Consider the following 26,827-nt stretch of genomic DNA (forward strand, 5'->3'; position numbering starts at 1 on the left):
TCGGGTTCATGAGGTGCCAGTTCGGGTTTACGCGAGTTTTCCCGGATGGCACCTCATGAACCCCTAAAATTAACGCAAGAAACAAGATAACAGAGAGGAAAAACTATGAAGATAGCATTTGGATGCGACCCTAACGCGGCCGATTTGAAACTGGCTTTGATTGCGAAAGCCCAGCAGCTTGGACACGAGGTCAAAGATTTCGGCGCCGAAGACCCGATTTACGCCAATACGGCCGTGGCGGTGGCTAAGGCTGTGGCCGCCGGGGAATTCGACCGGGGTGTGCTGGTTTGTGGCACCGGCATCGGGGTGTCGATTGCGGCGAACAAGGTCAAGGGGGCGTATTGTGCGTGTGTGACGGATATTTACCAGGCACAGCGCGCCACGCTGAGTAATAACGCGAATCTAATTGCGATGGGCTCGCAGGTCGTGGGCGTGAAATCGGCCGAGATGTTCCTAGAGGAATATCTCAAGTACACCTTCGATCCGGCTTCGCGCAGCGGGGCGAAAGTCGCGCGGATTTGCGAGTTTGAGCGCGAAGACTAGGTATTGTTGTCTGTCATGGACGCATAAGCCCAAATTTCGGATATCTCGGCCTCAAGGTAAACCTGTGATCTGGGGTTTAATCCAGTAGATTATCTTATCAAAGCGCTTATGTGTCCATGATGGGACTAACCTAACCAGGAATCGATAAAGGCCGCCACGCAGTCTTCATCATTGGAGCCAATCTGGTAATCACAGATAGCCTTGACACAGTCATACGCGTTGCTGGGGCACAGGGAAATCCCGACTTTCGGCAGCCATTGCATGTCATTCTCTGAGTCCCCCACCCCCAGGGTCTGTGACCATGTCAAGCCCAAATCATTCAGAATCAATTCCAAACCGTGAGCCTTGCTGATATGCGGATTGGCCAATTCGATGAACTCCGGCAAGGTTTGCACCGCGAAGGGAAAGCGTTGCAACACTACGCGGCGCAGTTCATCGACGTACTGAGCATCCCGGTAGAACATAGCTTTCAACGGCACACTGTGGTCGGGGTCGCGGTCAATATCCGCCAGGTTTTCAATCAGAACTGGCTCTTCGTTGCAGGCGATACCCAGCAGGCGACGCGCTTCACCGTCAACTCGGGAATAGATTTTCTGATCCGAAAAAACTGTCAGCTCCAGGTGGTGTTCACTGTCAAGCATCCAGCATTCCGAAAGTAAATCCCGATTCAACGGGGAAATGTCAAGAACTCGTCCGGTGGGATGGTGCATAGTGAGGGCACCGTTGTAGCTGACGATATAGCCGGGGACTCCGGCGCGATTCAGGATTTCGGCAGAAGCGTTGCGGGTGCGCCCAGTGGCTATCACCACGGTGATGCCGCTTTCCCCCAGGCGCCCCAAGGCTTGGTAGGTGGCGGGGCTCAGCATGGCATCGTCGCGCGCCAAGGTGCCATCCACGTCGAAAATCGCCAGTTTAACGGGGTCAAGTTCGGCTCGCGAGATGTGCTTTTCCTCCATACCCAGTACCTTTTCATTTCACAGAGCTTTTTGCAATATTGGCCTGGGGTTTGTCGGTTTTCGACAGAGGTGTTAGTCGGCGCACCTTGAGCGGCAAAGCCGCAAGTGCCAGGGCGAGACTATGTTGCTGCCAGGCGCCACTCGATGCGCGAACGCCATTTTTCCCCGGGACGCAAAATAATATTCCCCCATTCTGGGTGATGTACCGTGTCGGGATAGCATCCCGGTTCCAGTGCCAGCGCGTCGCCAGCTCGGAGACGCCTTAGAGTAGTTCCAGCGGAGGTATCGCGAGGCGCTTTGGCTAAAATGGAATTTTGCCGTTTTTTTGGGTCTTTGCCATCTAGAGCGTGGCTCCGGCGACCATGTCGCAGCCACGCGCCACCGCGTGCCACCAGCGACCCGTCCAAGAAATTCCCAGTGTACACCTGGATTCCTGGCTGATCCGACCACACTTCCATGGCGCGGCCACTGTCCGGGTGCTCCACACGGGCGTGGCGGCGCATTCCCCGTCCGCGCACACAAAACGTGTGGTCAATCCCCCGACCCGCCCCAATCTGGGGGTGAGCGTGGCGCAAAGCCCGGCCGATTGGGGACAAAGTCCGCAGGTCAAATGGGGTTCCCGTGACCTCGGATAGCTCTCCCGTGGGTATGGATTGCCCATCTATCGGCAAATAGTAATCCGCATCCACCGCCACCAGATGCCCGTCAATAGTGCCCGCTCCGGCCAAGTTCCAATAGGCGTGGTTGGTCAGTGACAGCGCGGTGGGCGCATCGGTGGTGGCTTCCATCTCGAGGCCGAGGGTACACCCCGCAACCCGGTAGGTGGCGTTTACCGAAACATTCCCGGGGAATCCCTGGTCGCCGTCAGGACTGAATAGGCTCAGATGCAAGGTGTCCGCAACCTTTGTTCCGCCCGGATTCTCCAATTCAGCGTCAGCGGCTCTTTCGGCCACGTCGCCTGGGTTTACTGTCCAACGACGAGCGCTAAAGCCCTGTGGTCCGCCGTGCAAGGTGTTTGCAGCTTCATTAGGTGCTAGCAAGAATTGCTGGCCATCTATGTCAATCTGGGCTGATTTAATTCGGTTGGAAACCCGGCCGATTATCGCTCCGAAGTATTCATCTTGGCGGCTCGAAACATCAGCGAAACCAACCGCAACTTCGCTTTCAGGTTTGCCATCCAGACGAACACTATTAATGGATGCACCCCAGTCCAGAATTTCAACTGTCAGTCCGCCGGGTACACCAATCGTATAGGCTCGGATGGTTTCCCCGCCTAATTCCCCAAAAACTCTGTTGTTCATACCACAATCCCCGCTTTACCTTATGCGCCCGTAACTAACAGTTTAAGCGGGAGTGGGATATCTGACAGAAGTTTGGGTAAATGGGGGGGTGCGGCTCTGTATATTGGAGCCTGACCCCCAAAACCTCCCCAATTTCTGTCGGCAATACGATTCTGTTCAAAAGCAAGGCAGTATCCCGGGTTACGGTAAACAACCCGGCTAGCACCTCATGAAGCCACCGCCAAAACGCAACAAGCGGCCTGGTGGTGTGCAAGAATATAGGCATGACATACAAACTGGTGTTGCTCCGCCACGGCGAGAGCGAATGGAATGCTAAAAACCTGTTCACCGGCTGGGTCGATGTGCCGCTGTCCGAAAAGGGCCGCGCCGAAGCCACCCACGGCGGTGAACTGTTGAAATCCGAGGGAATTTTGCCCGATATTCTGCACACTTCTCTGTTGCGCCGCGCGATTATGACTGCGAACCTGGCGCTGGATGCGGCCGACCGCCACTGGATTCCGGTGCGTCGCACCTGGAGGCTGAACGAGCGCCACTATGGTGCCCTGCAGGGAATGAATAAAAAGGCGATTCGTGATGAATACGGCGAAGAACTGTTTATGCAGTGGCGCCGTTCCTACGATGTGCCACCGCCCGCTATCGAAAAAGGCTCCGAGTTTAGCCAGGACGCCGACCCGCGTTACGCGGGCGAGCCGATTCCCTTGTCGGAATGCCTCAAAGACGTGTTGGAACGCGCTTTGCCGTACTGGAATGATGCGATTATCCCCGATCTCAAGACCGGCAAGACCGTGATGATTGCAGCCCATGGCAACTCGCTGCGTGCTATCGTAAAGCACCTGGATTCCATTAGTGACGAGGAAATCTCGGGTCTGAATATCCCGACCGGGATTCCGCTTTACTACGAGTTGGGTGAAGATATGAAGCCAGTGGCACCGGGTCGCTACCTCGACCCGCAAGCGGCGGAAAACGCCATCAAGGCCGTCGCCAACCAGGGTAAATAGTCAGTCTAAATCACAGCTTAGACAGTTATTTTCACTGGTCGAATTTTGATTTAAAACCGTAACGGCGGAGCCCCGGGCTCCGCCGTTACTGGTATCGTCCAGGGCGGCGGCAGCGATGGTGCAAAAACAGCCGCGCGCCGCCAGCTCCAGGCTTCTAAAATTCGGTGCCCTTGGTGGGCACCGAATTGCGGCGCGTGCGCCGGACGCGATAGACCGGCGGGTCGAGCAACTCCGCGTCGCGCCCGTGCAGTAAGGCCAAGTCCCCGGCTCGTCCCGCCAAGGATTTCCACGCCGCCAAGGCGGATTTCCGTTTCACCGCCGCATTGGTTAAATCAATGGCCTGCGACTTTTTTTTGGCTCGCAAACGTCTATGGGAGTGGCGGTTCTGGTACATGCATCCCCCTCTTTATGATTCCCACCTGCCCCGGTGCGGTTTCCAGTATTCGCGCCTAAAAACATAACTTAAACTCTTAACTTATACCAGCTTTCGTGATAGAATGGGTATATCCACCTCAACAACGGGAGATTTAATAATATGACTTTTACCGTCGGTGAAACCGTAGTGTACCCTCATCATGGAGCTGCTGTAATCGAAGAAATCACGACACGGGTTATCGGGGGTGTGGAACGCGAATACTTGAAGTTGCGAGTAGCACAGGCCGATTTAACCATCCAGATTCCATCGGAAAACGTGGAAATGGTTGGAGTCCGCGATGTCGTGGACAAAGAAGGCCTGGAGCACGTCTTCGAGGTACTGCGAACCACCAAAACCGAGGAACCCTCCAACTGGTCGCGCCGCTACAAAGCCAATGTCGAGAAAATCGCCACTGGTGACGTAGTAAAAGTGGCCGAGGTCGTCCGCGACTTGTCCCGCCGCGACTCGAAAAAGGGTCTGTCTGCTGGGGAAAAGCGCATGTTGAGCAAGGCTCGCCAGATTCTGGTCTCCGAACTCGCTTTGGCCGAGAAAACCAACGAAGAAGACGCTTCGAACCGTCTCGACGAGGTTCTCGCCTCCTAAATCTGAATATCGGGAAAAGCCGGGTACCCCCGGCTTTTCTTTTCCCCGCCACCGCCTCTCGGGTTTTACACAGATTCTTAGCACCGGGACAGGTGGCAGAAATCGAGGATTTTTTGGGGGTGAGGCTCAAATATACAGAGCCCCACCCCCATTTTTTCCTGAATTTCTGCCGGGTTCAAAACCCAAATTTCGTCCTTCGGCGCATTTCTCCCGACTCCAGTACCGACTCACTTAAAAAATGTCACGTTTATTCATTGTTCTCACTGCGGCCGGATCTGGCACCCGCCTGGGCGCCAACACTCCGAAAGCTCTGGTCACGCTAGGGTCGGATTCCCTGCTGGCACACGCCTTGCACCACCTGCCGCCCAGTAACCTGGTAGTTATCAGCGCGCCGCCCGCCTACCTCGCCGACTTCTCCCAGGTAGCCGCCCAATCCGCATCGCCACCTCCGCTGGTCGTCCCGGGGGGCGCCTCCCGCCAGGCCTCAGTGTTGGCGGCCTTAGAGGCTCTCGCGGATGTGGCTGCCCCAATCACCGAGTCTGACCTGGTTTTAGTTCATGACGCCGCTCGCCCTTTTACGCCCGCCACCGTGTTTTCCCAGGTCGTGGCAGCGTTGCAACAGGGCTGCCCGGCGGTGATTCCCGCGACCCCCGTGTTGGATACCATCAAGATGGTGCGTAACGTTTCCACCCCCGCCCGCGAAGTGGTAACCGACACCCTGAACCGCTCCCAATTGCGCGCCGTGCAAACCCCCCAGGGATTCCCGCTGCCAACCTTGTTGGAACTGCACCGGCGTTTCGCCGCGCGCGCCGCCACCGAAACCAGCGCCTTCGGGGACGACGCGGCCTTAGCGGAAGCTGCCGGGATACCCGTTGCGGTAGTACCCGGTTCGCCGCGCAGCCTGAAAATCACCACGCCTTTCGACCTGCAAGTCGCGCAACTGCTCGCCAACTCCGATTGCCCCGAGGCTGGCTGACGTAACCAGTGCGATTTCGACCACATCTTCCTATATCCGACGATGCGGCCAAAATCGCACCAGTTACGTATTCTTATCCCCAGCGCACCCCCGACCCCCGACTTTCGCGCCGAAAAAAAGCCAACACTCCCGAAAAACCGATAGTCTAAATCCGTGGCAAGTAAAGCAAAGAAAGCCTCTTCGGGCTCGTTGATTCAATTAATCTCTTGGTGCCTGTGGGACGCGGGCGGCGCCTCGGTAAACGCGGTCGCCACCACCTTCGTGTTCACGGTGTACCTGACTTCCGCCAGTTTCGGCAACCAAACGTTAAGCTCTCAAGCGGTTTCCATCGGGATGACCGTCGCCGGCATCATTGTCGCGCTGACCGCCCCAATTACCGGGCAACGCGCAGATCGGCGCGGCAAAGGCACGTTTTGGTTAATGGTTTTCTCTGCCATCGTCGTGGCGTGCCTGGCGGGAATGTTCCTGGTGGTGCCCCACCCGAACTTTCTGTGGCTGGGCGTGGGGCTGCTGGCGGTGATGACTATGTTCTTCGAGTTCGCCACCGTAAATTACTATGCTATGTTGCCCCGGATTTCCACCCCGGAAAACGTGGGGCGGGTCTCTGGTATTGGCTGGGCCAGCGGGTATTTCGGAGGGATTATCCTGTTGATGTTCCTGAACTATGGTTTCATCACCGAGAAAAACTTTATGGGTATCAACACCGCCAACGGCATGGGGGTGCGCGTGGCGATGCTGGTGTCGGCTCTGTGGTCGGTGATTATGTTCGCGCCGGTGATTTTCACGGTGCGGGGGCGCGTCGTACCTGGCAGCGAGGATTTGCCCCGCGAAACCCTGTGGGAATCCTATCGCCGCTTGTTCCGCACGATTGTCTGGCTGTTTCACAAAGCCCCCAACGTGTTGTATTTCTTGGTGGCTTCCGCGATTTTCCGCGATGGGCTGTCGGGGGTGTTTACTTTCGGGGGTATCATTGCCGGGGTGACCTTCGGGTTTTCCGCCGGCGAAGTAATTCTTTTCGCAGTGGCTGCCAACATTATCGCCGGCGTCGCGACCTCGGCTTTCGGGATTCTAGACGATCGGATTGGTCCCAAGAAAGTCATGCTGATTTCCTTGATAGCCTTGGTGGGTACCTGTGTGGCGGTGTTCTTTTTGCACGACCGGGGGAAAATCGTGTTTTGGACTTTCGGGCTGTTCATGACGATTTGGGTGGGCCCAGCCCAGTCGGCCTCGCGTTCCTTCCTGTCGCGGCGCATCCCGCCCGGACACGAAGGCGAGGTTTTCGGCTTGTACCAAACCACGGGTCGCTCCGTGACTTGGTTGGCACCGCTGATGTTTGCGCTGTTCATCGGGGTGGGCTCGCAGCTGACGCCCTTCTATGACCCGGCGTTGACGGCGGTGACCACGGGGGTTGGCGGCTCGATGCTGCCGGTTCACGAACAGGCGCAATACTGGGGCATCTTAGGGGTCGCTTTGGTGCTGTTGCTGGGCTTGCTGTTGTTGTTGCCGGTGAAGGACACTCGCCTCGGTGCGGGTGGGGCTCCCGTTCATGAGGCGCTAGCCGGGGTGGCGGGCGAAACGTCGGATTCCGGGATGGCACCTCGTGAAACCGAGGAAAACCAGGGCGGCGCGGCCGCCCCCAACGAAACTACTCCAAGGGAAGCCACCACCACGGAAGGAGCCGAACGATGAAAGCACGGAAGCTGGGCGCAGCGCTGACCGGAATAGCGCTGGCGGGGATTCTGGCGGGCTGCGGGGGCACTGTGGTGGATTCACAACCGGCCGCCGGGTCGCCCGACGTGGGGGATACTGCCCATATTTTCAAGGATTTGCCGCTGGCGGGCGAAGCGCTGGTGCCGTACAACAAAGACAAGTCGGTTCAGCTGCGCCAACAATTTGAGCTTTTGGCCAGCGAGGCGAACTCCGCCCAGGTGCAAGGCGAGGGCTGTCAAGACGTACTGCCAGGCTCGTTTGCGTTGGCGAACTTGCATTGGCCGTCGCTGGCAGCCACCAGCACCACCGGCAAATCAAGTGCGCAAGTATTCCTGGCGCCCAGCGACAAGGACGTTGCTACGCTGCTGGGTACAATCCGGAAACAAGCCGCGACCTGCCGCAACGCCACTGTTACCTTTGGGAGTCACGTCACGAAGGTTTCGGTGAAGCCGTTTGCCGGCTCGGCCTGTCCGGCCGGGTTTACCCAAACCGTGACGCGCAGCGGGAAAACCCAGTCCCTGGATGTGTGTTTCACGGGCAAGCGCAACGCTTTGCTGGCTGTGGCGGTGGCCGACCGGGCACAGCATGGGATGGATGAAACCCTGGCCGCCTATGCCGAGGATTTCTTTGTGCAGCTGGGGCGGATTTACCTTAAATAAAGGTTTATTTTGGGCTTTTAGCCCAAAATAAACCTGGGGGCGCCTGAGTCTCGTGTTTTGTGGCAAATTCAGGAAAAAACGGCCTGGATGTTAAATCGGTTGTCCCAGGCCAAAATTTCCCGGATTCATCACGCGCGTCCCCTGGGTTTGTCCAAATTAGCCGTCCTAAAGTCGGGGAGGTCATCGCGGCTAAATATCCGTGGGCTATGATGAAACCATGGATTTGAGAGTTGGCCAAGGTTTCGATGCCCACCGTTTCGCGCGGCAGTCCGACGGGTCGTTGGCGGCGGCGGATCCCGGTCAGCCCCTCATGATAGCGACCCTGGCGATTCCTGACGCGCCCCGGCTCGAGGGGCACTCCGACGGGGACGTAGCCGCGCACGCCCTGGCCGACGCGCTGCTGTCGGCGGCAGATTTAGGGGATTTAGGGTCTAACTTCGGGGTTGACCGCCCCGAATACGCCGGGGCGGCCGGCCGAGTGTTTCTGGAAGCTGCCATGGAAAAGCTGCGGCGCGAGCACTGGGAAGTGGTCAATGCCTCGGTTCAGGTCATCGGCCAGGTTCCGCGTCTCGCGCCGTATTACCATGCCGCTCGCGCGGCTCTTTCTCAGATTCTGCAAGCCCCCGTGAGTTTCACCGCGACCACCACGGATCGGATGGGTTTCACGGGGAATAAAGAAGGACTGGCGGCCTTAGGGATTTGTTTATTGCGCCAATGCTATCGACCGCGAACCATAATGCGAACCGCATTGCGAACATCGCGAACAATTAACCGGAGAGATTAAACCGATAATCACCAGTCGCACTCGCCCCACAAAGGTAGACAATAAGGGTTCGGTAATATGAGTTCGGCAGTAAGCCAAGAAGATATCACCAAGCCACAAATCCCGTATTCAGACCAAGTCCCCCTAGCAACAGAAACCGGGATTACTCGCCATTTTCGCGCTTGTATTGTTCCATAATCGAGCTCGGCACGCGACCACGATCACTGACATCTATACCGCGTTCTAGCGCCCACTTGCGCACCTTACGGTTGTATTCGCGTGCCGCGTAATCAATCTGAGCACCGGTACCACGACGACGACGTCCCTGTACCCGACGACCCGCTTCCGTCCAACGACGGAAATCTTCACGCAACTCGTTGGCGTGAGTAACGCTCAAATCAATCTCGTAATTGATTCCGTCCAAAGCAAACGCGACGGTTTCGCTGGCTGGCCCCTTATCGATATCGTCAATCAGAACGGTAGTAACTTTCTTTGCCATAAAGGTCTCCAATCCTTGAAAGTAATAGAAAGTGGAATAACATAACGATGATAACCCGGTTAAGTATAGATTATCAAGCGCGACCCGTTGAATAGGTACCCCATATTCATTTTTATCTGGAAAGTTCTTAGGTTTTACAGCACCTCACCGTTGTCTTACGTGTAAACAACCCGATATTGCCTTAATATCTGTTGGACTCTCGGCGGCGGATGAAGCCTGTCAGGGATTATATGGGGTTGATTTCGGGTTATTTGGGGGTTAAAAGCGGTCTTGGTCGGTGGCCGACCAAGACCGAGCCGGGGATGTGCCGGGTTGCTTTATTGGTTTCAGGTATGTTCGTTGCTTTTCATGAGGTGCCATTTAAATGGCACCTCATGAACCCGTCCTCACCAGTCAAAAGTAATCCGACCAATTACGGCGCCCCCGCACCCTAGCAGCAGCCCTTTTCAACCAGCGCTACTAACCGGTTGATGTAACCTTGAACAAAGTCGCGGGTCTTTTCATTATTAAACTTGCCAGCCTCGTCCAAAAGCGTCGGGGATTGCCCCAGGAACACCTCGGGCTGGCCAGGCAGCGTCATATCGAAATAGCTAAGCGCCAGGCGCAGGTTTTTCTGGGCGCTGTATCCCCCCATTTTCCCAACGGAATGGCTGATAATCCCGGCCGGCAGATTCTTCCACGCTACATCCGCATTCGGTTTCGATCCGATATCCACCGCGTTCTTAAGGCACGCTGGGATACAACGGTTATTTTCCGGGGTGACAAACAATACCGCATCGCAAGACTTGATGGTTTCCCGGAATTCGGTGTACACGGCGGGCAAAGGCTTATCCTCTACCGCCGGGTCGTCATAGTCAAAATCATAGAGTGGCAAATCGCGGATTTCCACGATTTGCGCCTCGAATCCCGCGGGGAACATTTCGATAGCGTTGAGCGCGATTTTCCGCGCAATGGAACCTTTACGCAAGCTACCAACCAAAACCGCAACTTTCTTGGACATATTTATACACCTTTCTGTCAGTCCTATACAGCTCATCTATTATATCAAGGCCTACCTTCGGCGCATCCCGACCCCGGATTCGAAATGGGAGTGCAAACAAGTTGGGGCTGCGTCCACGAGGAGATAAAAAGACGCAGCCCCAAACTATTTAATTCCCGATTTTGACGGGTTCCGCTGTCACTCCAACCCGATATCACCCCCTTGCGTTTCCTGACACATTTGTATACATAGCCCTTTGAGACAGCCTATTCGCCGGTGATTTCGCTCACTTTGACGGTTCGACCTTCTTTTAGGGAACGAGTGGCGGCATCGGCCGTAGCAATTGCTTCCATGGCTGCAGTGCCGTCAGTAAGTTTGGCAAATTCCGGATCCACTTTGGCTCCTTGCATGAGGCCGTGGAAGTAGCGCATTTCTTCTTCAACGATGCCAGCTAGCCAAAGAGGCGGCACCTTGTGCGGATTTCCGTATTGAACCGCTCCATCGGTCTCAGAGTTGGCGTAGATTGCGGTGCGCTGGGCATCCTCTTCTTCGTTTCTGTGCAGCAAGTAGTGCTCTATCTTGCCGTCAATACGCACGCTTACCCCAGTGTTTTGCATATCAATTTTGATAGCTCCCTTTTCCCCTTGGATGAGCACATAGTGTTCAGGCCAGCGGAAAGCTGACCCGTATTCGAGAGTAGCGAAGGCTCCATTTGGAAAGCGCAACTGGATTAGCAACATATCGTCTTCATCCCCGAAGCCTTCCCCTCTATGTGCCACGTTGCCGCCAATCATAGTGGCGCTTTGGGCCGGTCCTAAGATGGATTGGACACAGTCAAGTTCATGGATGTGATGGTAAAGGTGCCCCCCAGAGAGTTCACGGATTTTTTTCCATGACACGCTGGGTTGCTGGCCTTCCCAGCCGTTTCTGACCGCGCGAACAAACAGCACTTTGCCGAGCTTTCCTTCCCTAATAATCTTTTTGGCCAGGCGTACCCCATTCATAAAATTCATCACATGTCCAGCCATAAAGAACACACCATTTTGTTTGGCCGCATCGACCATACGCTTGCAATCGGCATAGTTTAGAGCAATAGGTTTTTCACAAAATATGGCCTTTTTAGCTTCAGCCGCAACCAAGACTGGTTCCACATGTTTCCCGTTTGGTGATGCCACAACAATTGCCTGAACATCCGGGTCTCGAACCAATTCCGCCATGGTTTTATAGACTTGGGCACCAACCTTTGCCGCCGGTTCGGCAGCATTTTCTGGGTCGTAAATTCCCCAAACATTGGCTCCATCTAGAGCCTGGAGAGCGAGTGCTTCTGCGGTTCCAAAATAACCGGAACCAACAACACCATAGTTGATTGTCATTTGATTTCCTCTGTTTCAAATTGTGAGATGGTTGAATTTTGCACACACCAGCCGTGAGTATTCTGAATACCCAAAAATTTCACCTGATGCATTGAGGCGGTTAATCCGCTTGAAACTGTTGTTAAACGTCGGTTAACTCTATTTCACCGACCCTTCTGTAAGCCCCGCAGCCACGTATTTTTGAATGGCCAAAAACACGATGACCGAAGGCACTACTACGCATGTGGATGCTGCCATGAGCGCCCCCCAGTCGAGCACTTCCGTTCCCGTAAGAGAGTACAAACCCACCGCTACTGGCATCTTGTCCGACGTCCCCATAAACAGCAAGGCGTACAAGAACTCGTTGAATGCGTTGATGAAAGTGTATATAGTGGTGGCCACAATCCCGGGAGCCACGATAGGGGTTGCAATCCGGGCAAAAATATGGAGTTTTGAGGCTCCATCTACAGCTGCGGCCTCTTCAATCTCACGCGGCACGGTTTGATAAAAACCTACCAACATCCACAGTGCGTAAGGGATTGAGAAGGACAAATACACCAGCACCAGCCCAGTGTAGGTGTTTACCAATCCGATTTTTGCCAGCACCATCGAATAGGGCACGGCCAACAATACCGGGGGAAACATATAGGCGGTTACCAGTAGGCGAGTTATCTGTCTGCCGACTCTAGGGAAATACCGTACGATGCCGTAGGCACCGAAACAAGAAATTACCACTGCCAAGATGGTCGTGACAATCGACACAATGAAACTGTTCTTCAAATTGGTGATGAATCCCATGTCAAAGAGTACGTGTCGGTAGTTTTCCAAGGTAAAGTGTTGCGGCAGCAATGCTGTGGGGTCGCTGGACAAGTCCACACTGTTTTTGAAACTGGACATAACTATCCACAGCAGAGGAAACACAAATACGCAAGACACAAAGCACAGCAGCGCGTAGGCGCATCCGCTAACAAGCGTGCGACTGGCATTGTGGCTGAGCTTGAACTTCTTCGCCGGTTTGGTCGCAAGGCTCATTTTAGCTAGTCTCCTTTTCCCAACGAGTTATGAAGCGGAACAGGATGCTGGCCACCAAAATTAGGAACACCAGCAGGAGGATAGTCACCGCACTAGCCATACCCAACTGTTTCAGACCCCACCCAGTCCGGTAGGCGAATATCGGCAGCGTCGTGGTAGCATCCCCGGGTCCCCCTCCAGTAATTAAGAACAGCAGGTCAAAATTGTTAAACACCCAGATTGTGCGCAAAACCACGAGGAGCCCGATAACGGCGCGGATGTGTGGCAGCGTAATGTAGTAGAAGCGCTTCCAGGCACTGGCCCCGTCTACGGTCGCAGCCTCTATTTGATCCCCAGGAACAGTTTTCAACGCCGAGAGGATATTGACCATAAACAGTGGGGTTCCAAACCATACGTTTATGTACAGTACCATCCAAAAGGCGGCCTTTGGGTCGGCAAGTAGAGCCACCAGACCATCTGTCAAACCCATGTCTGCCAGCGCGTTCGGTACCACACCGTACACGTCATTGAGAATCCATTTCCAGCCAAAACCAATGATTACAGCGGGGAATGCCCAGGGGATTATCAAAAGGGTGCGGAACAAGGCGGAGAACCTTCTAATTCTGTTCAAAGCCATCGCCAGGATGAACCCAAGCGCTAGCTGTCCCACAATCGAAAGTGCCGTCCATTTGATGGAAGTGACGAAGGCTTGCCAAAATGTGGGATCCGTGAGGAGCTGGGTAAAATTGTCCAACCCGACCAGCTCGTAATGAGCTTTAATCAGGTTCTTGTTGGTCATCGAATAGTGTACGGAAGATCCCAATGGGTAAAACAGGAGTGCCACCACCACTATTACCGAGGGTGCAACGAAGGCAATCCCCGTCCAGTTGATATTTTTTATTCCCTGACTTAGCTTTTTCTCACGGCTTCCCGCATCTTGGACAAGCCCCGCATCACGAGTTTTCACGTTCATCAGGCCTCACTTAATGGCACCAGCAGCCTTGAACATGTCGTTGAGCTTCTTTTCGGCATCTTTCGCCGCTGTTTCGGCATCCTGCCCTTTGAGCACAACATTTTGCATCATTTGTTCAATAACCCCTTGACTGGTGATAAGGCCGGATTGCAAAGTGGGGCCGTCTTCCATGCCGATGGAGGTACCCATGGGTATGACTTCGTTGAGGGCATCAACGATAGAGCGGTACTTTTCAATGTAGGGATTGGCCAAGAATTTCTTGTTTTTAGCAATGTCCTTCAAGGCCGGCATCATCCCTACCGGGACAGAGTGCAGAAAGCGAATGTAGTCATCATCTTGGTAAAGGGTCTTCAGGAATGCCTTAGCTACCTCGGGGTGCTTGGAATTCTTCCACACCACCATGGGCTGGTTCGTGGTCTCCCCGCCGTATACCGGGTCTGAGGCCTTCATGCGCGGCAAGGGAACAGCACCGATTTTATCCATCAAATCAGGAGTAGCGGCCTCCACCCCCGAAATATGGAATGCCGAATTGAAATCAAAAGCGGTTTTCCCTTGGTAGTACAAGGTAGCCTGGTCGAGCACGTTGTAGTTCACCGAGCCATCGGGGGAAGTATTCTTGTACATATCCGCCCAGTATTTGATGGCATCATAGACGGTTTGGTTGGTGAGATCCGCCTTCCCGTCTTTCCCTATCAAACGCTTCCCGGCTGATTTGACATAAAAATTGAGGAACCTGGTAGCCATCATGTCATTGGTTCCCATCGGTACCGACAAGCCGTAGATATTACCATCGGTGAGTTTACGCGCAGCTTGACTGAGTTCCTCCCATGTTTGAGGAATTTTCAGACCTGCTTTTTCCAGCAAATCCTTGCGATACCACATCAGCTGGGCGTGCGTATAGAGAGGTACTGAGTAGTGCTTACCATCCTTAGCACCCTCGGCGAGAGCTGCTTCGTAGAAGCGATCCTTGCCAATGTCATTGATTACGTCATCGAGGGGAGTAATCGCGTCTGCGTCAATCATTTCAGTAACGTGGTTGGGCAGAGCACTAGAGATGTCGGGGACATTGCCCGTGGATAGCCCGGTTGTCCACTTGGTGTAGAACTCTCCCCAAGAGAACAGTTCGATTTTGATTTTGACCTTCGGATGTTTCTTGGTGAAACGATCTGCCATTTCTTGCATATATTCGGCACGCGGGCCTTGTGTGTAGCTCGACCAGAAAGTGATTTCCCCGGACAGCTCTCCATCAGCCGCTGGTTTCTGCTCCGTTGCTGAGGTGCACCCAGTCAGGGTCAGCGCGAGGGCAGCCAAACCAGCAAAGATTTTCTTGCTCTTGAACATATTTGAACTCCTTCGTTGGAATTGAAACACCAGACGTCCGATGTCTGACGTTATACGGGTATGATATCATCTTTTAGTGCGACGTCAAGCATCAAAACTATAAGATTTTTGGAGGCTCGTGAGTACTCGTAGGCGCAACCGTTCTTTTCGCGCCACCGATAACCCGGTGGTTCGAGCCATAAAGGACTTGATTTTAGAACGAGGATTACAAAGCGGAGATTTGCTGCCCTCGGAGGCAGAACTCACCGAAATCTTGGATGTATCCCGTGCCTCCGTCCGGGAAGCCATCAAAGTTCTCTCCACCTTGGACATTGTCGAGGTTCGTCAAGGTCTAGGAACTTTTGTCAGCAATATGAGTCTACAGCCTATGGTGCAGTCTCTGATTTTTCGCGGTGCCCTCACGCCTAACGGAGGGTTAATGGCTTTTGGGGACATCGTTGAGCTGCGAGCCAAAATTGATGCCGGATACGCTGGTGAGGTGGTTAAAAAGCTCGCTGGTAATTACTCCGTCCCCCTGCATCGTATCGTTGCCGAAATGGAGGAATCCGCTCGAACAGGCCGTCCTTTCCTGCAGGCCGACCGCGAGTTTCACCTTACAATTGCCAAAGTTGCGAACAACCTGTTACTGGTACAGCTGATAGACGCATTCTGGGACATCGAAGACGTGGTCTATCCCAAACTTCCTCCGCGCACCAGCAAAGAGCTGATGCAAACCGCCACTCAGCACCGCCTCATCCTCGAAGCCGCAGAAAGTGGCGATACCGCTCAGTACCGCCACTTGCTGCGCGACCACTACAGGCCGCTCCTCGAATCCTTACCGCACCCGAATTACTTCGTCTCCGAAGCCACCCAGGATTAGCAATCCAAACTTGAATCCGAGGTTGTTTGACAGGTTTCTCGTTGTCGGTAGACTGAAAGCGCATCGATGCAATCAAGTCTGACTAGCATAGCTGCGGCTGTTATGATTATTCGTACTAGCTCTAGGCCTTGACGCTGTTCAAAGAAGCACGTGAAGCCCAATACCGTAGGTCTCAAAGCCCAAGACAATGAAATATTTAGGAAGGAAAACACATGGAACTGCCTTTTGTGGTCGGAGCATATGCCTCACTGCCCGCCCCGGAAATGCAAGCGGATTACTATCGGCTCCTCGCTGAAACCCCTTGGGTTTCCGGTATCGAGATTCCTTATCCCGGAGTATTAGCCAGCAACCCTGGCGATATTGCTGCCGTTATCGCACCGCATTGGCACACCAACACCATCACGGCTATTCCCGGAACCATGCAAAATGTCGGGAAAAACCCGCATTTCGGCCTGGCCTCCCCAAACGAAGCAGGCCGCCAAGCCGCCGTGAACTTCACCCGTGAAATTCGCGATGCCGTGGCCAGGCTCGCGGAACTCACCGGGCGCGCCGTCATCACCAAGGTGCAACTGCACTCTGCCCCCACGCGCGAAGCCGATGCTGCGGCCTTCCGGCGTTCCTTGGATCAGTTGCGCGAGTGGGATTGGAACGGCGCTCAGCCAGTCGTGGAACACTGTGACCGTTATCTTCCCACCCAGGCACCCGAAAAGGGCTTCCTGGCGCTAGAGGCGGAAATCGCTATCTGTCGGGAACTCGGGCTAGGGGTTCACCTTAACTGGGGGCGGAGCGTCGTGGAAGGGCGGAACGCCCAAACCGCCTTTGACCATATCAAAGCCTGTGCCGAAGCCGGGGTGTTGGCCGGGCTGATGTTCTCTGGGGCGGGACCGGCGGAAACCCAGTACGGCTACGCTTGGATTGACGGGCATCTGCCCGCCTCAAGCGATGAGCCCGCCTCGTTGCTGACACCTCATGAAATCGCCCGCTGCGCGGCCGCCGCCCAAACCGGGGGCACCAAATACCTTGGTGCCAAGATTTGTGTGCCGCCGACCGCCACCTTGCCCCAGCGCGTGGCGATGTTGGAAAACATTTACCGCGCCGCTCTCGGATAGCCCGGCAAGTGGGGTCGTGTCCGGGAGCTGAGTGCGACCGGCAGGTTTACGGCGGCTTCATGAGGTGCCATCGCCGCGCAAGCGTAAGTTTACACGGCGACAAACCAGCCAGCGGCGCGAGCCGTCTGGACGTGACAGCTGCGCGTTACTGTGCCCAACCGCTGATTCGAAAATGAAACCGAGTGTTTCTAAATCTCGGCGCAAGGCGAAACTATCGGCGCCGAGTACCACGCAGGCCGAATTTACGGGCGGAAATCGTGGAGCCGCCTGAGAGAATCGAACTCTCGACCTATTCATTACGAGTGAATCGCTCTGCCGACTGAGCTAAGGCGGCCTACCTGGGCACGCCCGCAAGCGAACCGCAAAAAGGACAAGTTTAAGTTTAGCGGGAAAACCCGCGCGGCTCAAATATAGTTTTTACCGGCTCGTCCCCAGGGAAAACCGGCCATAACGCGCCATGGCGACAAATTCAGGAAAAAACCGGCACACCAGCCCTAAAATCAACCGTCCTATCCCAAATTTTCCTGATTTCATCCCCAATAAACCAGCCGCAGACAATCAGCCAGCAAATCCGGATGGCACCTCATGAAGCCGAAACCAAACGACCCCGAAAACCAACGCAACCCTAAGAAACCTTACAGAAAGTCCCGTCCTGATCCGTGGGAACCTGGCCAGTCAACAGGTATGTATCCCCGATATTGCGCACACAGGTGGGCGCCACCGAGTTATAAGCCGTGTGATTCCAACCCTGCACGGTCAACAACTTTGAGTGACTCATCATCCCCCGCACGTTTTGCGCCATAGAAAGCGGCGTGGCCGGATCCCCCGTGGTACCAATCAACAGAATATCCCCATCCAGTTTCGGGTTTACCCGACGTTTCGCCGTCTTGTCCCCCGGCACCGGCCACTGTTGCAAACCCAGCGACGGGTAGCTAAACAACTTGCCAATCGTGGGATTATCCGCTTCAAGCTTCTTGGCATCCTCTTCCCACTGGGCTTCGGTTCCCACCGCCACATAATCCAGGGAATTAATCACCATAAAAGCATCCGCGCCATTATCCTTATAGCTGCCGTCGGATTCCCGGGAATTGTACATATCCGCCGCATTCAGCAAACCACTGCCATCCCCATCCAGTATCGCCGCGTGCAAAGCCGGCATCAAAGACTGCCACCAAGAGGCCTGGTTGTACATATTGCCAATAATCCCGGTGAAAGCCAGCGGCAAGGTCAAATCCCGCCCGCCTTTGGTGGGCAGCGGCGAAGTTTTCAGGGACTCCAACAGGGTTTTGATTTGCGACAATCCGGCCTCGGTTCCCCCGCGCAAAGGACAGTCTTTGCGGTGGTTTTCCTGGCATTGCCGGGAAAACTCGCGCAGCGAATTCTCGAATCCGGCGGCCTGGGCGGTGGCTACCTGGTTGATATCCGCCGAGACATCCAACACCCCGTCCAGGATAAAACGCCCTACCCGTTCGGGGAACAAGTCGGCGTAAATCGTGCCCAGGTACGTCCCGTAGGAATACCCCAAGTAATTCAGGCGTTCATCGCCCAGGGCGGCGCGCATAATATCCAAATCCCGCGCCGCATTCGCGGTGGAAGCAAACTTGGTAATCCCCGGGGAATTCTGGAGACACCGCTGTCCCAACAGCTTGCTGTCAGCCACACTTTCAGCACGTCCCTCGGGGGTGGAAGTGTCGATATAGCGGGCGTTATCTTCGTCTAGCTGCTTGGGGGTGCGGCATTTAATCTGCGGCTTCGAGTGGTTAACCCCGCGCGGATCGAAAGACAGCACATCGTAGTTATCCCGTACCCTCTGGGTAAAGAAATACGCCACCGCATCCGGTTTCATCGTATCAATCCCGGATCCGCCAGGTCCCCCGGGGTTCATCACAATAGAACCAAGCTTATTGGGGTTCTTGGTTGCCAGGCGTTTCATCGCAATTTCGGCTTTTTCCCCGGTGGGATGGTCATAGTCAAGGGGAACCTTCAAAAATACGCAGTCAAATTTCCCGTCGTCCTCGCAGGGCTTCCAATCGAGTTTCTGGCTGTAGAACTCGTCCAGGCTCGGTTCCAAACTGGCAGTTTGGGTGGGAATCGCCATCTTGGTGGGGGTTACTTTCGGTTGTGGCGCCACGCATCCGGCCAGTCCCAGCGCGGTAACTGCGGCCGTCGCGACGACCCAGGTCTTGGTGATTCGTTTCATGGTTTCCCTTCTGTCTTCCCTCTTATTTTGCACTATACGTCGTTTTTGTGCGCGGTAAGGTCGAGGCATAGTGCTTCCATGGTCAGGGTGGGTTGTCCGTTGTGCATGAGGTGCCATCTGGCCTGGCGAATCGCCTCCAGGCGGGCGATATTGGTTTCGGCATCGTTACCTTGGGCTATGAAACGGCGAATCAAAGGCTCCAATACCTGGTTTTGCAAGGCAGTCTTGGCGCCCAAATCCAGCACCATCGCGTCGCGGTAAAATCCGCCCAGGTCTTCAAGCAGCCGATCCCACGTGTCCAGTTCCAGGCGTTTGTGCCGGCGTTTCTGGCTTTCCTCCAGGCGTTTCAGCTGAGCTTTCACTTCGCGGGTGGGGTGAAAATCCGGGTCGTCGGGGTTCACCCCCAGGGAACGCAACAGCGCGGACTTTTCGGCTTCATCGTCGGTGGCCTGCCGTGCCCCGGCTTCGAGGCTGACGTATTTGACCAGCGCTGCCGCCGTCCAACACGCATCACTGGCGCTGCGCATCCCCGCCACTGTTTCAAGCATCCGCAGCCGCCGCGCCCGCAATTCCGGGTTTTTCGCCAGGGCGCGTGCCCGCCCGATATGCGCCCCGGATTCCCCGGCCACCGCCGCCGCTAGTTCGGGGTCTTCCACTTCGTCGCGTCGCACCAGCAAATCTGCCACGGCCGAGGCGGTGGGCACGGCCAGTTGCACCAGGCGACACCGGGATCGAATCGTGGGCAGCACTGCCGAGGCACTGGGGGCGCACAGCAGCCACACGGTGCGTTCGGGGGGTTCTTCGATGGCTTTCAACAACACGTTTGAGCTCGCCTCGGTCACCCGATCATAGTCCTCGACAATGACGACGCGCCACGCCCCGCGCACAGGTCGCTGGTAGGCGACGCGGATTAAATCCTTCACTTCCGCGACGGTGACCTGGACCAGTTCGGTGGTCATCACGGTGACATCGGGGTGGATGCCTTTGCGCACCGCCTCGCATTGTCGGCATGTCCCGCAGCCGGCTTCGCGCGGGTGTTCGCAGACCAGCGCGGCGGCAAAGGCTTTGGCGGCCACGGATCGTCCTGAACCGGGTGGTCCCACGAACAGCCAGGCGTGGGTCATTGCCGCCAGGTTGACTCCGGGGGGCGCTACTTGGCTGGCGTCCGCACCCGGGTTTGGGGTCGCGTCGCTTCCTGGTGTCGGTTTGACCCCGGCGGCGGCGGTTTCGGGGTTTAGGGGGGTCGTGGTTTCATGAGGTGCCAGCGAGTTAATGGCACCTCGTGAAACCGCGTCACCAGAGTCATTTAAGCCACCCGAGGCAATCAAGGCGCGCGCGGCCTTTGCGGCTCGGGAAAGTTGCGCGACGACCCGGGGTTGGGCGACCACCTCGGCCCAAACCCCCCCGCCGGGACTAACCGCGTATTGTTCGTTCACAAGTTTCACCACGATTTCATAATCGGCAGAACGCTCGCCAGGCGGAGCCGCACTTGAGCGGCGATTTCCTCTGGCGCCAGACTCGCGTCCACCACCATCCAGGTCTCGTTTTCTTCGGCCAGGCGCCGGAACCGGGCTCGGACTTTGCGTTGAAATTCCAGGCCTTCGCCTTCCATCCGGTCGGGGGAAACCCGGGTTTCGTCGTTTTGTTGACGCTCCCAGGCGATTTCGGGATCCAGATCCAACAGTACCGTCAGGTTTGGGGTCAAACCTCCCGTAGCCCACAGGGATAAATCCCGGATTTCTTTTGGCCCTAGATCCCGGCCTTGTCCTTGGTAGGCCACGGACGAGGCCATGAATCGGTCGCTGATAACGACTTTGCCGGCATTGAGCGCCGGGACTATCAGTTCCGCCACATGCTGGGCGCGATCAGCGGCGAACAGCAGGGCTTCGGCGCGCGGTGCGACCTGTCCCTCGCAAACGGTGGTTTCCCCGGCCTCCAACAGGAGTTCCCGTAGCTGTCGCCCCAGATTTGTACCGCCCGGTTCGCGGGTAGTAACCACTTCCCAGCCCCGGGTTTTGACCCAGTCAGCGGCGAGTTTAATTTGGGTGGATTTGCCCACGCCGTCGGTGCCTTCGAAGGCGACAAAGGCACCGCGAGTCGAGCGCACCTCGACGATTTTCCCGAAATCGACCTTGGTATTGGGGCGGAATTCCCCCATTCCCAGCGCTTCACTAAATGACATGAATCCAGTCTAACAAGGGGCTCTCTATAACTGAGCATCTGGGAATGCCCGCAACGCCTGTCATGGACACACAAGCCCTTTTGATACGGTAATGCGCCGACAAAACCCCAGGTCAGGGGCTTATCTCGATATCAAGATATCCTAAAGACGCTTATGTGTCCACGACCCTATAAAGCAGCAATATCGTGGCGGAAATGCCCGCCTTCCAGGTGGATTTTCGCCATCAACGCGTACGCGCGCTCGCGAGCTGCCTCCAAGTCGCTCCCGCGCGCTACCACCGAGAGCACCCGTCCGCCGCTCGAAACCAGGGCATCGCCGCTGGTCAAAGGGCGCCTGTCGGCACCGGGAACCGCAGCGGCAGGTTTACGGGCTACCGTTTGGTTTGTGCCGCTTGCCTTGCTGGGTTCCATCTGGCCAGCCGCAGAAGCTACGACCCCGCTGGCCTCGATCGTCCCGTCCGCCCCGTTCACGCCGTTTGCCCCACTCGCCCCGGGTTCACGAGGTGCCAGCCGGGTTCCCGCGTGAATCACATGCACCCCCGGCATCCCGCACCCCGCGTCCAAGCCGGTGATAACCCCGCCGACCTGCGGGGTTCCCGGATAGCCGGGAGCCGCCAGCACTACGTTGACCACCGCTTCGGCACTGATCTGTAACTCGGGCATGGCCCCTAATGAACCCGTGGCCGCCGCCCACAGATAAGCCAGCAAGTCCGACTCGACCCGTTCTAAAACCGACTGAGTTTCCGGGTCTCCAAAGCGCACATTGAACTCCACAACCCGCAGTCCGCGCGAAGTCAACGCCAGCCCAACATACAGCAGCCCCACAAATGGCGTGCCACGCCGCGCCATCTCGGCCAAAACCGGGCGCGCTATCCCCTCGACAGTGCGTTGTTCCAGGTCAGGCGGCGCCCACGGCAGTGGGGAGTACGCCCCCATCCCGCCGGTATTCGGCCCCTCGCCCCCGTCGCGGGCGCGTTTGTAGTCCTGGGCGGGCGGCAACGCCACGACGTTTTCCCCGTCGCACAGGCAAAACACCGAGGCCTCCGGCCCGTCCAAGTATTCTTCTATCACTACCGCCGGCGACGCGGCGGGCGCGGTGCCGCTGGTCGACCCCGTTTCATGAGGCGCCACCTCGGGTGTGGACGTGGCGCCGGATTCTCGGCTGGCACCTAATGAAGCCGCGTCAATACAGGCGGCGGCATGTTGCAGCGCGGTCGCGAAATCCTCGGTCACGACCACGCCTTTGCCGGCGGCCAAACCATCTTGTTTCACCACGTAGGGTGCCCCGAAACGTTGCAGCGCCGCGCGAGCTTCCGCCAACGTGCTACAAGCCACGCCCGCAGCGGTGGGAACTCCGGCTGCCGTCATGACCTCTTTGGCAAAAGCCTTGGAGCCTTCTAACTGGGCGGCGGCGCGAGATGGACCGAACACCGCGAAACCAGCGGCACGCAGGGTGTCTGCCACCCCCGCGACCAGGGGCGCCTCCGGGCCGATAACCACCAGGTCAGCGGCGATTTCCTGGCTCAGCGCGAGCACGGCCTCGGGGTCGCTCGGGTTCAAGGCCACATTGCGACCCAGGGCAGCCGTGCCGGGATTCCCCGGAGCTATCACCAGTTCAGACAGTTGCTTCGAGGCGGCAATAGCGCGCGCCAGGGCGTGTTCGCGCCCCCCAGATCCCAAGAGTAAAACCTTCACCCCTTTAGTTTAGCCTTGGAAATACAGGGGTCGAAAAATTACCATCCCAGCCCGGGGTCGTCGTAAGTCTCGGCACCGCCCGCGCATCCTTTGACCAGATCGGCGACCAAAAACCGCATCGGGTTAATGCGGATAACCACGAAGCTTCCAATATCGCCACTTGAAAACCCCGGGGCGAAACTTCGTTTAAGATAGCATAGGCTATTCTTTTTCGCCCGACCCCAGAATATCTTCCAACAGCATCTTCCAGGCCTCGCCGCGTGCTGGTACCCCATCTAGCATCCCAATCGGTACGCCAATCTCGAACAGCTCCCCGGGGCGCTCGGCCTCCCAAATCCGTTGCACTGCCAGCGTGTCGGGGTGCAGGGCATCGGGCAAGCCTTTCAACCAGGATTGAATCTTTTCCAGTGGCGACCGCCCGTCGACCACCGCCCAGGTTTGGTCGACATAAATCATGGAAATCAGTTTGCTCATGGTGCGCCGATGCGCCTCTATCAGGGAATCCGCCAGCGCCAGCACACAGGTTTGCCCGGGTCGCTCGTCCATTATCCGGCGCAGTTCCTCGGCGGAACGTGCCCGCAAGGCTTTGCCCGGCAGGGTGGTTTTCGGCCCGCCCAGCACGCAATACCCTTCGTCGCCCAACCTCCCAGCCAGGCGTTGCGCGGTTTCCACCACGGACAGGGCGATTGGCGCCGCCCCAATAACCACAATCGTGGATCCGGGTTTTTCCAGCAATTCCACGGGTTGCGGCAGGGCGGCCACAAAATCATCAATATCGATTTCCGTCGAGCCGTCCACGGGCATTTCGGCCAACAATTCCGAGGGGAATCCCAGTTTCGTGGCTTGTTCCGTCGCGATACGCTGGGCGGCGGGCGAATGATTGATGACCGGGCGCGGGGTGGCTAATCCGCTGCGTCCGGGGGCGGCCACGCCTTGCAGCCGCGCGTCCATCATCGTGGCGCCAGACCGCAGGCCGCTGGGGTTGGTCGCGGGGTTGGGGGCGGATTCATGAGGTGCCACCGGGGGTGTTTGGCTGATTCCCATCGCGGCCAGTTGGGCTTCCAAATCGGCGGCCGCCGCTTCGGTGCCCGAATCTAGCTGGGATCGGGCTTCGTTCAATAAATTCCGCAGGCCTTCGTCTTTTTGGTCAGTTCCCGACCCAGAGTCGCTGGCATCCGGGCTGGCACCTAATGCGGCCGTGTCCCCCACCTCTAACCCACCGGAGCCGTCCCCATCTGAACGGGTACTTTTCGCGACGTGTTTTTTGCGAAAAAACCCGGCATCCTGGGCTTGTTCGGACAAAGTGCGGTGTCGGGGACGCGCGGGCGCAGCGGTGGCGGTGGCGGTGGCATTAGAGAACTGTTCGGGGGGCTCGCCGACCCCTTCGACTTCGACCAGTACCTCGTAGTGTTCTTTCGAGAACACGCCGGCCAGACCGCCTTTGCGGACCTTTTCCGCTTTAAGCACGGTAACGCGACGCCCCATTCGTTTCACCTGGCCAATGAGGACGTCCAGGCGGTCGCCTTCAACCAGATATCGCGTGGCTGCCACTTATTGTTCCCATCGTCTCGATCATTACTTTCGCTCCTGAAACCTCGGTGTAGGACAGCACCGGCAGGCGCGCTATACCCAGGTTAACAAGTTTTCTAAGCGCCGGGCGTAAGACAGGCGCACAAACCAAAACAACCGAGAAACCGGATTGCTCGGCTTGCTCGGTAACTTCGCGGGTTTGGTTCAAAAAGTCCTCCATCCGGTCGGGATCCAAGGCCAGCTGCGAGCCTTCGTCCCCCGGTCGCACGGTTTCCAACAGGGATTGTTCAAACATGGGATCCAGGGTGATAACCCGCAATACGCCTTCCATCACGTACTTCGACACGATGGATGGTCCCAGTTCCGCCCGGGCGGCCTCAATCAGCTGTTCGGGGTCGGTGGTTTGTTTGGCGCGCACCGACAGTGCCTCGAAGATACGGGGCAAATCCAGGATGGGCACCTGTTCTTCGAGCAGTCCTTGCAACACGACTTGCACTTCACCCAGGGACAGCATCGCGGGAATCAGCTCCTCGACGGCCGAAGGGTTGGTTTGGCGCACTCCGTCTACCAGGATTCGCACGTCTTCGCGTGACAGCAACCTAGCGGCGTTTTCGGACACCAAAGCGCTCAAGTGGGTAATCAACACCGACACCCGGTCGACGACGGTGGCGCCGCTTAGCTCCGCGTTATAGCGCAGTTCGACGGGAATCCACTTTCCAGCCAGCCCAAACACGGGTTCCTGGGTCAAATCCCCGGGCAAATCATCCAGCGCGTCGCCCAGCGCTAAAACCTTGCCGGGTGGGGCGATGCCCCGCCCGACTTCCACCCCGGACATGCGAATCACATAGGTGGAAACCGGCAAATCCACCGAGTCGCGGGTGCGCACGGGGGGCAACACGAAGCCGGATTCCAGGGCGACTTTACGGCGCAAGCCGCGCACCCGCGCCAGCAAATCCGTATCCGTATTTGCGCCCACCAAGTCAATCAAGTCGGGGGACAGCAAAATTTCGAGAGCCGGCACCCGCATTTGTTCGATTAGCTGTTCGGGGGTTTCCCCGGCTGGTTTGGTTTCGTCTTCCTCGACCATCACCTCTTCTTCGGTTTCAGCTCGTTTCAAGGCGCTCAGTTGTTTCCATCCCCCGAATACCAGCAGGGCACCGACTACCAGGAACGGCAGTTTCGGCATGGCCGGCACCAGTCCCATCAGAATCGCGGCGATACCCGCAATCATCAGGGCGGAAAACGATTGGGACAGTTGTTTGGTAAAGTCCCCGCCGATGCCGCCTTCGGGGGAGTCCTTGGAGCGGGTGACAATCACACCGGTCGCAAGGCTCATCAACAGGGACGGAATTTGCGAGACCAGCCCGTCGCCGACGGTCAACTGGGAATAGGTCGCAATGGAATCGGTGGCGTTCATGCCTTCGATTGCCATCCCGATAATGAACCCAGCTATCAGGTTCACAATCGTGATGACGATACCGGCTATCGCATCGCCTTTGACGAATTTGGAACCACCATCCATGGCTCCGTAAAAGTCGGCCTCGGAAGCAATCTCGGCTCGGCGCGCCCGGGCGGTTTCCTCGTCTATCAGCCCAGAGTTCAAATCCGCGTCAATCGCCATCTGTTTACCGGGCATCGCGTCCAGGGTGAAACGCGCCCCGACTTCGGCGACCCGCCCGGCACCGTTGGTGATTACCACGAAGTTAATAATCACCAGGATGATGAACACAACCATGCCGACCACGAAGTTTCCGCCGACTACGAAGGTACCGAAGGCTTCGATAACTTGCCCGGCTTTGCCCGAACCACCCCCCGATCCCGGGGTCAGAATCAGCCGGGTCGAAGCGATATTCAACCCCAGCCGGAACAGGGTCGCCACCAGCACCAGGGTCGGAAACACCGAGAAATTCAGCGGTTTTTCCACGAACATGGTGGTCAACAGGGCAATCATGGACAGCATAATCGACAAGACGAACAGGATGTCTATCAGCCAGGGTTTCAGGGGGAAAACCAGCAGCATAACGATGCCGACCACGCCTATTGGCATCGCCAGCCTCGAGAGCATCTTGAAATCGAACTTCAAACCAGTCTCCCTTTACGGAAATGTCCGCCCGCGATTGCGCCATCCCATATCCGGGTCGGACATTTCTATTATCGTCTATCTTTTTGTGTTT

General features: G+C 56.7%; 24 protein-coding genes and 1 tRNA gene. 9 read left to right on the top strand and 16 right to left on the bottom strand.

Annotated elements, in window-relative coordinates:
- Positions 1-105 precede the first annotated feature (105 nt).
- On the top strand, positions 106-543 hold the full coding sequence (locus tag F4555_RS08895) for an RpiB/LacA/LacB family sugar-phosphate isomerase (protein WP_004013760.1): 438 nt from the start codon (positions 106-108) through the stop codon (positions 541-543).
- A gap of 125 nt (positions 544-668) precedes the next feature.
- Here the strand turns inward: F4555_RS08895 and F4555_RS08900 are convergent, their stop codons facing one another.
- Entirely contained in the window at positions 669-1,499 is an 831-nt protein-coding gene (locus tag F4555_RS08900; protein WP_115325760.1) for an HAD family hydrolase, read from the bottom strand.
- A 119-nt stretch (positions 1,500-1,618) separates the two neighbouring features.
- Positions 1,619-2,800, bottom strand: coding sequence for an aldose epimerase family protein (locus F4555_RS08905; RefSeq protein WP_115325759.1), 1,182 nt, complete (start codon positions 2,798-2,800; stop codon positions 1,619-1,621).
- A gap of 263 nt (positions 2,801-3,063) precedes the next feature.
- On the opposite strand from F4555_RS08905, the gene F4555_RS08910 reads away from it, so the two are divergent.
- Positions 3,064-3,798, top strand: coding sequence for a phosphoglyceromutase (locus tag F4555_RS08910; protein WP_004013756.1), 735 nt, complete (start codon positions 3,064-3,066; stop codon positions 3,796-3,798).
- 154 nt (positions 3,799-3,952) lie between these two features.
- Here the strand turns inward: F4555_RS08910 and F4555_RS08915 are convergent, their stop codons facing one another.
- Positions 3,953-4,192, bottom strand: a complete 240-nt coding sequence (locus F4555_RS08915; protein ID WP_004013755.1) for a hypothetical protein — start codon at positions 4,190-4,192, stop codon at positions 3,953-3,955.
- Positions 4,193-4,333: 141 nt separating this feature from the next.
- On the opposite strand from F4555_RS08915, the gene F4555_RS08920 reads away from it, so the two are divergent.
- From F4555_RS08920 to ispF, 5 genes are all read left to right on the top strand, one after another.
- Positions 4,334-4,816 carry a CarD family transcriptional regulator gene (locus tag F4555_RS08920; RefSeq protein ID WP_004013754.1) on the top strand — a complete coding sequence of 161 codons (483 nt, stop codon included), beginning with the start codon at positions 4,334-4,336 and terminating at the stop codon, positions 4,814-4,816.
- Between the two features lie 238 nt (positions 4,817-5,054).
- Entirely contained in the window at positions 5,055-5,792 is a 738-nt protein-coding gene (ispD, locus tag F4555_RS08925) for a 2-C-methyl-D-erythritol 4-phosphate cytidylyltransferase (protein WP_114989747.1), read from the top strand.
- Between the two features lie 153 nt (positions 5,793-5,945).
- Entirely contained in the window at positions 5,946-7,481 is a 1,536-nt protein-coding gene (locus F4555_RS08930; RefSeq protein WP_115325757.1) for an MFS transporter, read from the top strand.
- Positions 7,478-8,161, top strand: coding sequence for a hypothetical protein (locus F4555_RS08935; protein WP_115325756.1), 684 nt, complete (start codon positions 7,478-7,480; stop codon positions 8,159-8,161). Before F4555_RS08930 ends, F4555_RS08935 begins: the two co-directional genes overlap by 4 nt.
- 199 nt (positions 8,162-8,360) lie before the next feature.
- Positions 8,361-8,945, top strand: a complete 585-nt coding sequence (gene ispF / locus F4555_RS08940) for a 2-C-methyl-D-erythritol 2,4-cyclodiphosphate synthase (protein ID WP_004014156.1) — start codon at positions 8,361-8,363, stop codon at positions 8,943-8,945.
- A gap of 142 nt (positions 8,946-9,087) precedes the next feature.
- Here ispF and F4555_RS08945 read toward each other — a convergent pair whose 3' ends face one another.
- The 6 genes from F4555_RS08945 to F4555_RS08970 all read right to left on the bottom strand — a co-directional run bounded on the left by F4555_RS08945 (position 9,088) and on the right by F4555_RS08970 (position 15,079).
- Positions 9,088-9,423: a histone-like nucleoid-structuring protein Lsr2 gene (locus F4555_RS08945; protein WP_004013749.1), complete on the bottom strand. Its 336-nt coding sequence runs from the start codon at positions 9,421-9,423 to the stop codon at positions 9,088-9,090.
- A 430-nt stretch (positions 9,424-9,853) separates the two neighbouring features.
- Entirely contained in the window at positions 9,854-10,423 is a 570-nt protein-coding gene (locus tag F4555_RS08950; protein WP_004016076.1) for an NADPH-dependent FMN reductase, read from the bottom strand.
- Between the two features lie 245 nt (positions 10,424-10,668).
- Entirely contained in the window at positions 10,669-11,775 is a 1,107-nt protein-coding gene (locus F4555_RS08955; protein ID WP_103758709.1) for a Gfo/Idh/MocA family protein, read from the bottom strand.
- 138 nt (positions 11,776-11,913) lie between these two features.
- A complete protein-coding gene (locus F4555_RS08960; RefSeq protein ID WP_115325754.1) occupies positions 11,914-12,786 on the bottom strand; it encodes a carbohydrate ABC transporter permease in 873 nt (290 codons plus the stop codon).
- Position 12,787: 1 nt separating this feature from the next.
- Complete coding sequence (locus tag F4555_RS08965) at positions 12,788-13,738, bottom strand: carbohydrate ABC transporter permease (RefSeq protein ID WP_004014151.1); 951 nt, start codon at positions 13,736-13,738, stop codon at positions 12,788-12,790.
- Between the two features lie 6 nt (positions 13,739-13,744).
- Positions 13,745-15,079, bottom strand: a complete 1,335-nt coding sequence (locus tag F4555_RS08970) for an ABC transporter substrate-binding protein (protein WP_115325753.1) — start codon at positions 15,077-15,079, stop codon at positions 13,745-13,747.
- A 118-nt stretch (positions 15,080-15,197) separates the two neighbouring features.
- On the opposite strand from F4555_RS08970, the gene F4555_RS08975 reads away from it, so the two are divergent.
- On the top strand, positions 15,198-15,938 hold the full coding sequence (locus tag F4555_RS08975) for a FadR/GntR family transcriptional regulator (protein WP_004014149.1): 741 nt from the start codon (positions 15,198-15,200) through the stop codon (positions 15,936-15,938).
- Positions 15,939-16,150: 212 nt separating this feature from the next.
- The gene (locus F4555_RS08980) at positions 16,151-17,047 is read left to right on the top strand and encodes a DUF4862 family protein (RefSeq protein WP_115325752.1); all 897 of its coding nucleotides are present in this window, start codon (positions 16,151-16,153) and stop codon (positions 17,045-17,047) included.
- A 258-nt stretch (positions 17,048-17,305) separates the two neighbouring features.
- Here the strand turns inward: F4555_RS08980 and F4555_RS08985 are convergent.
- The 7 genes from F4555_RS08985 to flhA all read right to left on the bottom strand — a co-directional run bounded on the left by F4555_RS08985 (position 17,306) and on the right by flhA (position 26,736).
- Positions 17,306-17,381: transfer RNA gene (locus F4555_RS08985), tRNA-Thr, on the bottom strand.
- 291 nt (positions 17,382-17,672) lie between these two features.
- A complete protein-coding gene (locus F4555_RS08990) occupies positions 17,673-19,247 on the bottom strand; it encodes an alpha/beta hydrolase (protein WP_115325751.1) in 1,575 nt (524 codons plus the stop codon).
- A gap of 32 nt (positions 19,248-19,279) precedes the next feature.
- Positions 19,280-20,692, bottom strand: coding sequence for a DNA polymerase III subunit delta' (locus F4555_RS08995; RefSeq protein WP_255312849.1), 1,413 nt, complete (start codon positions 20,690-20,692; stop codon positions 19,280-19,282).
- On the bottom strand, positions 20,689-21,429 hold the full coding sequence (tmk, locus tag F4555_RS09000) for a dTMP kinase (protein ID WP_115325749.1): 741 nt from the start codon (positions 21,427-21,429) through the stop codon (positions 20,689-20,691). The genes F4555_RS08995 and tmk overlap by 4 nt, the downstream gene beginning before the upstream one ends.
- 167 nt (positions 21,430-21,596) lie before the next feature.
- Positions 21,597-23,123, bottom strand: coding sequence for a phosphoribosylamine--glycine ligase (locus tag F4555_RS09005; RefSeq protein ID WP_115325748.1), 1,527 nt, complete (start codon positions 23,121-23,123; stop codon positions 21,597-21,599).
- 201 nt (positions 23,124-23,324) lie between these two features.
- Positions 23,325-24,674: a hypothetical protein gene (locus F4555_RS09010; protein WP_004014133.1), complete on the bottom strand. Its 1,350-nt coding sequence runs from the start codon at positions 24,672-24,674 to the stop codon at positions 23,325-23,327.
- A complete protein-coding gene (flhA, locus tag F4555_RS09015; protein WP_004013734.1) occupies positions 24,649-26,736 on the bottom strand; it encodes a flagellar biosynthesis protein FlhA in 2,088 nt (695 codons plus the stop codon). The genes F4555_RS09010 and flhA overlap by 26 nt, the downstream gene beginning before the upstream one ends.
- Between the last annotated feature and the right edge of the window lie 91 nt (positions 26,737-26,827).

Origin of the sequence: Mobiluncus mulieris (assembly GCF_014204735.1) — a bacterium.
GTDB classification, from domain to species: Bacteria; Actinomycetota; Actinomycetes; order Actinomycetales; family Actinomycetaceae; genus Mobiluncus; species Mobiluncus mulieris.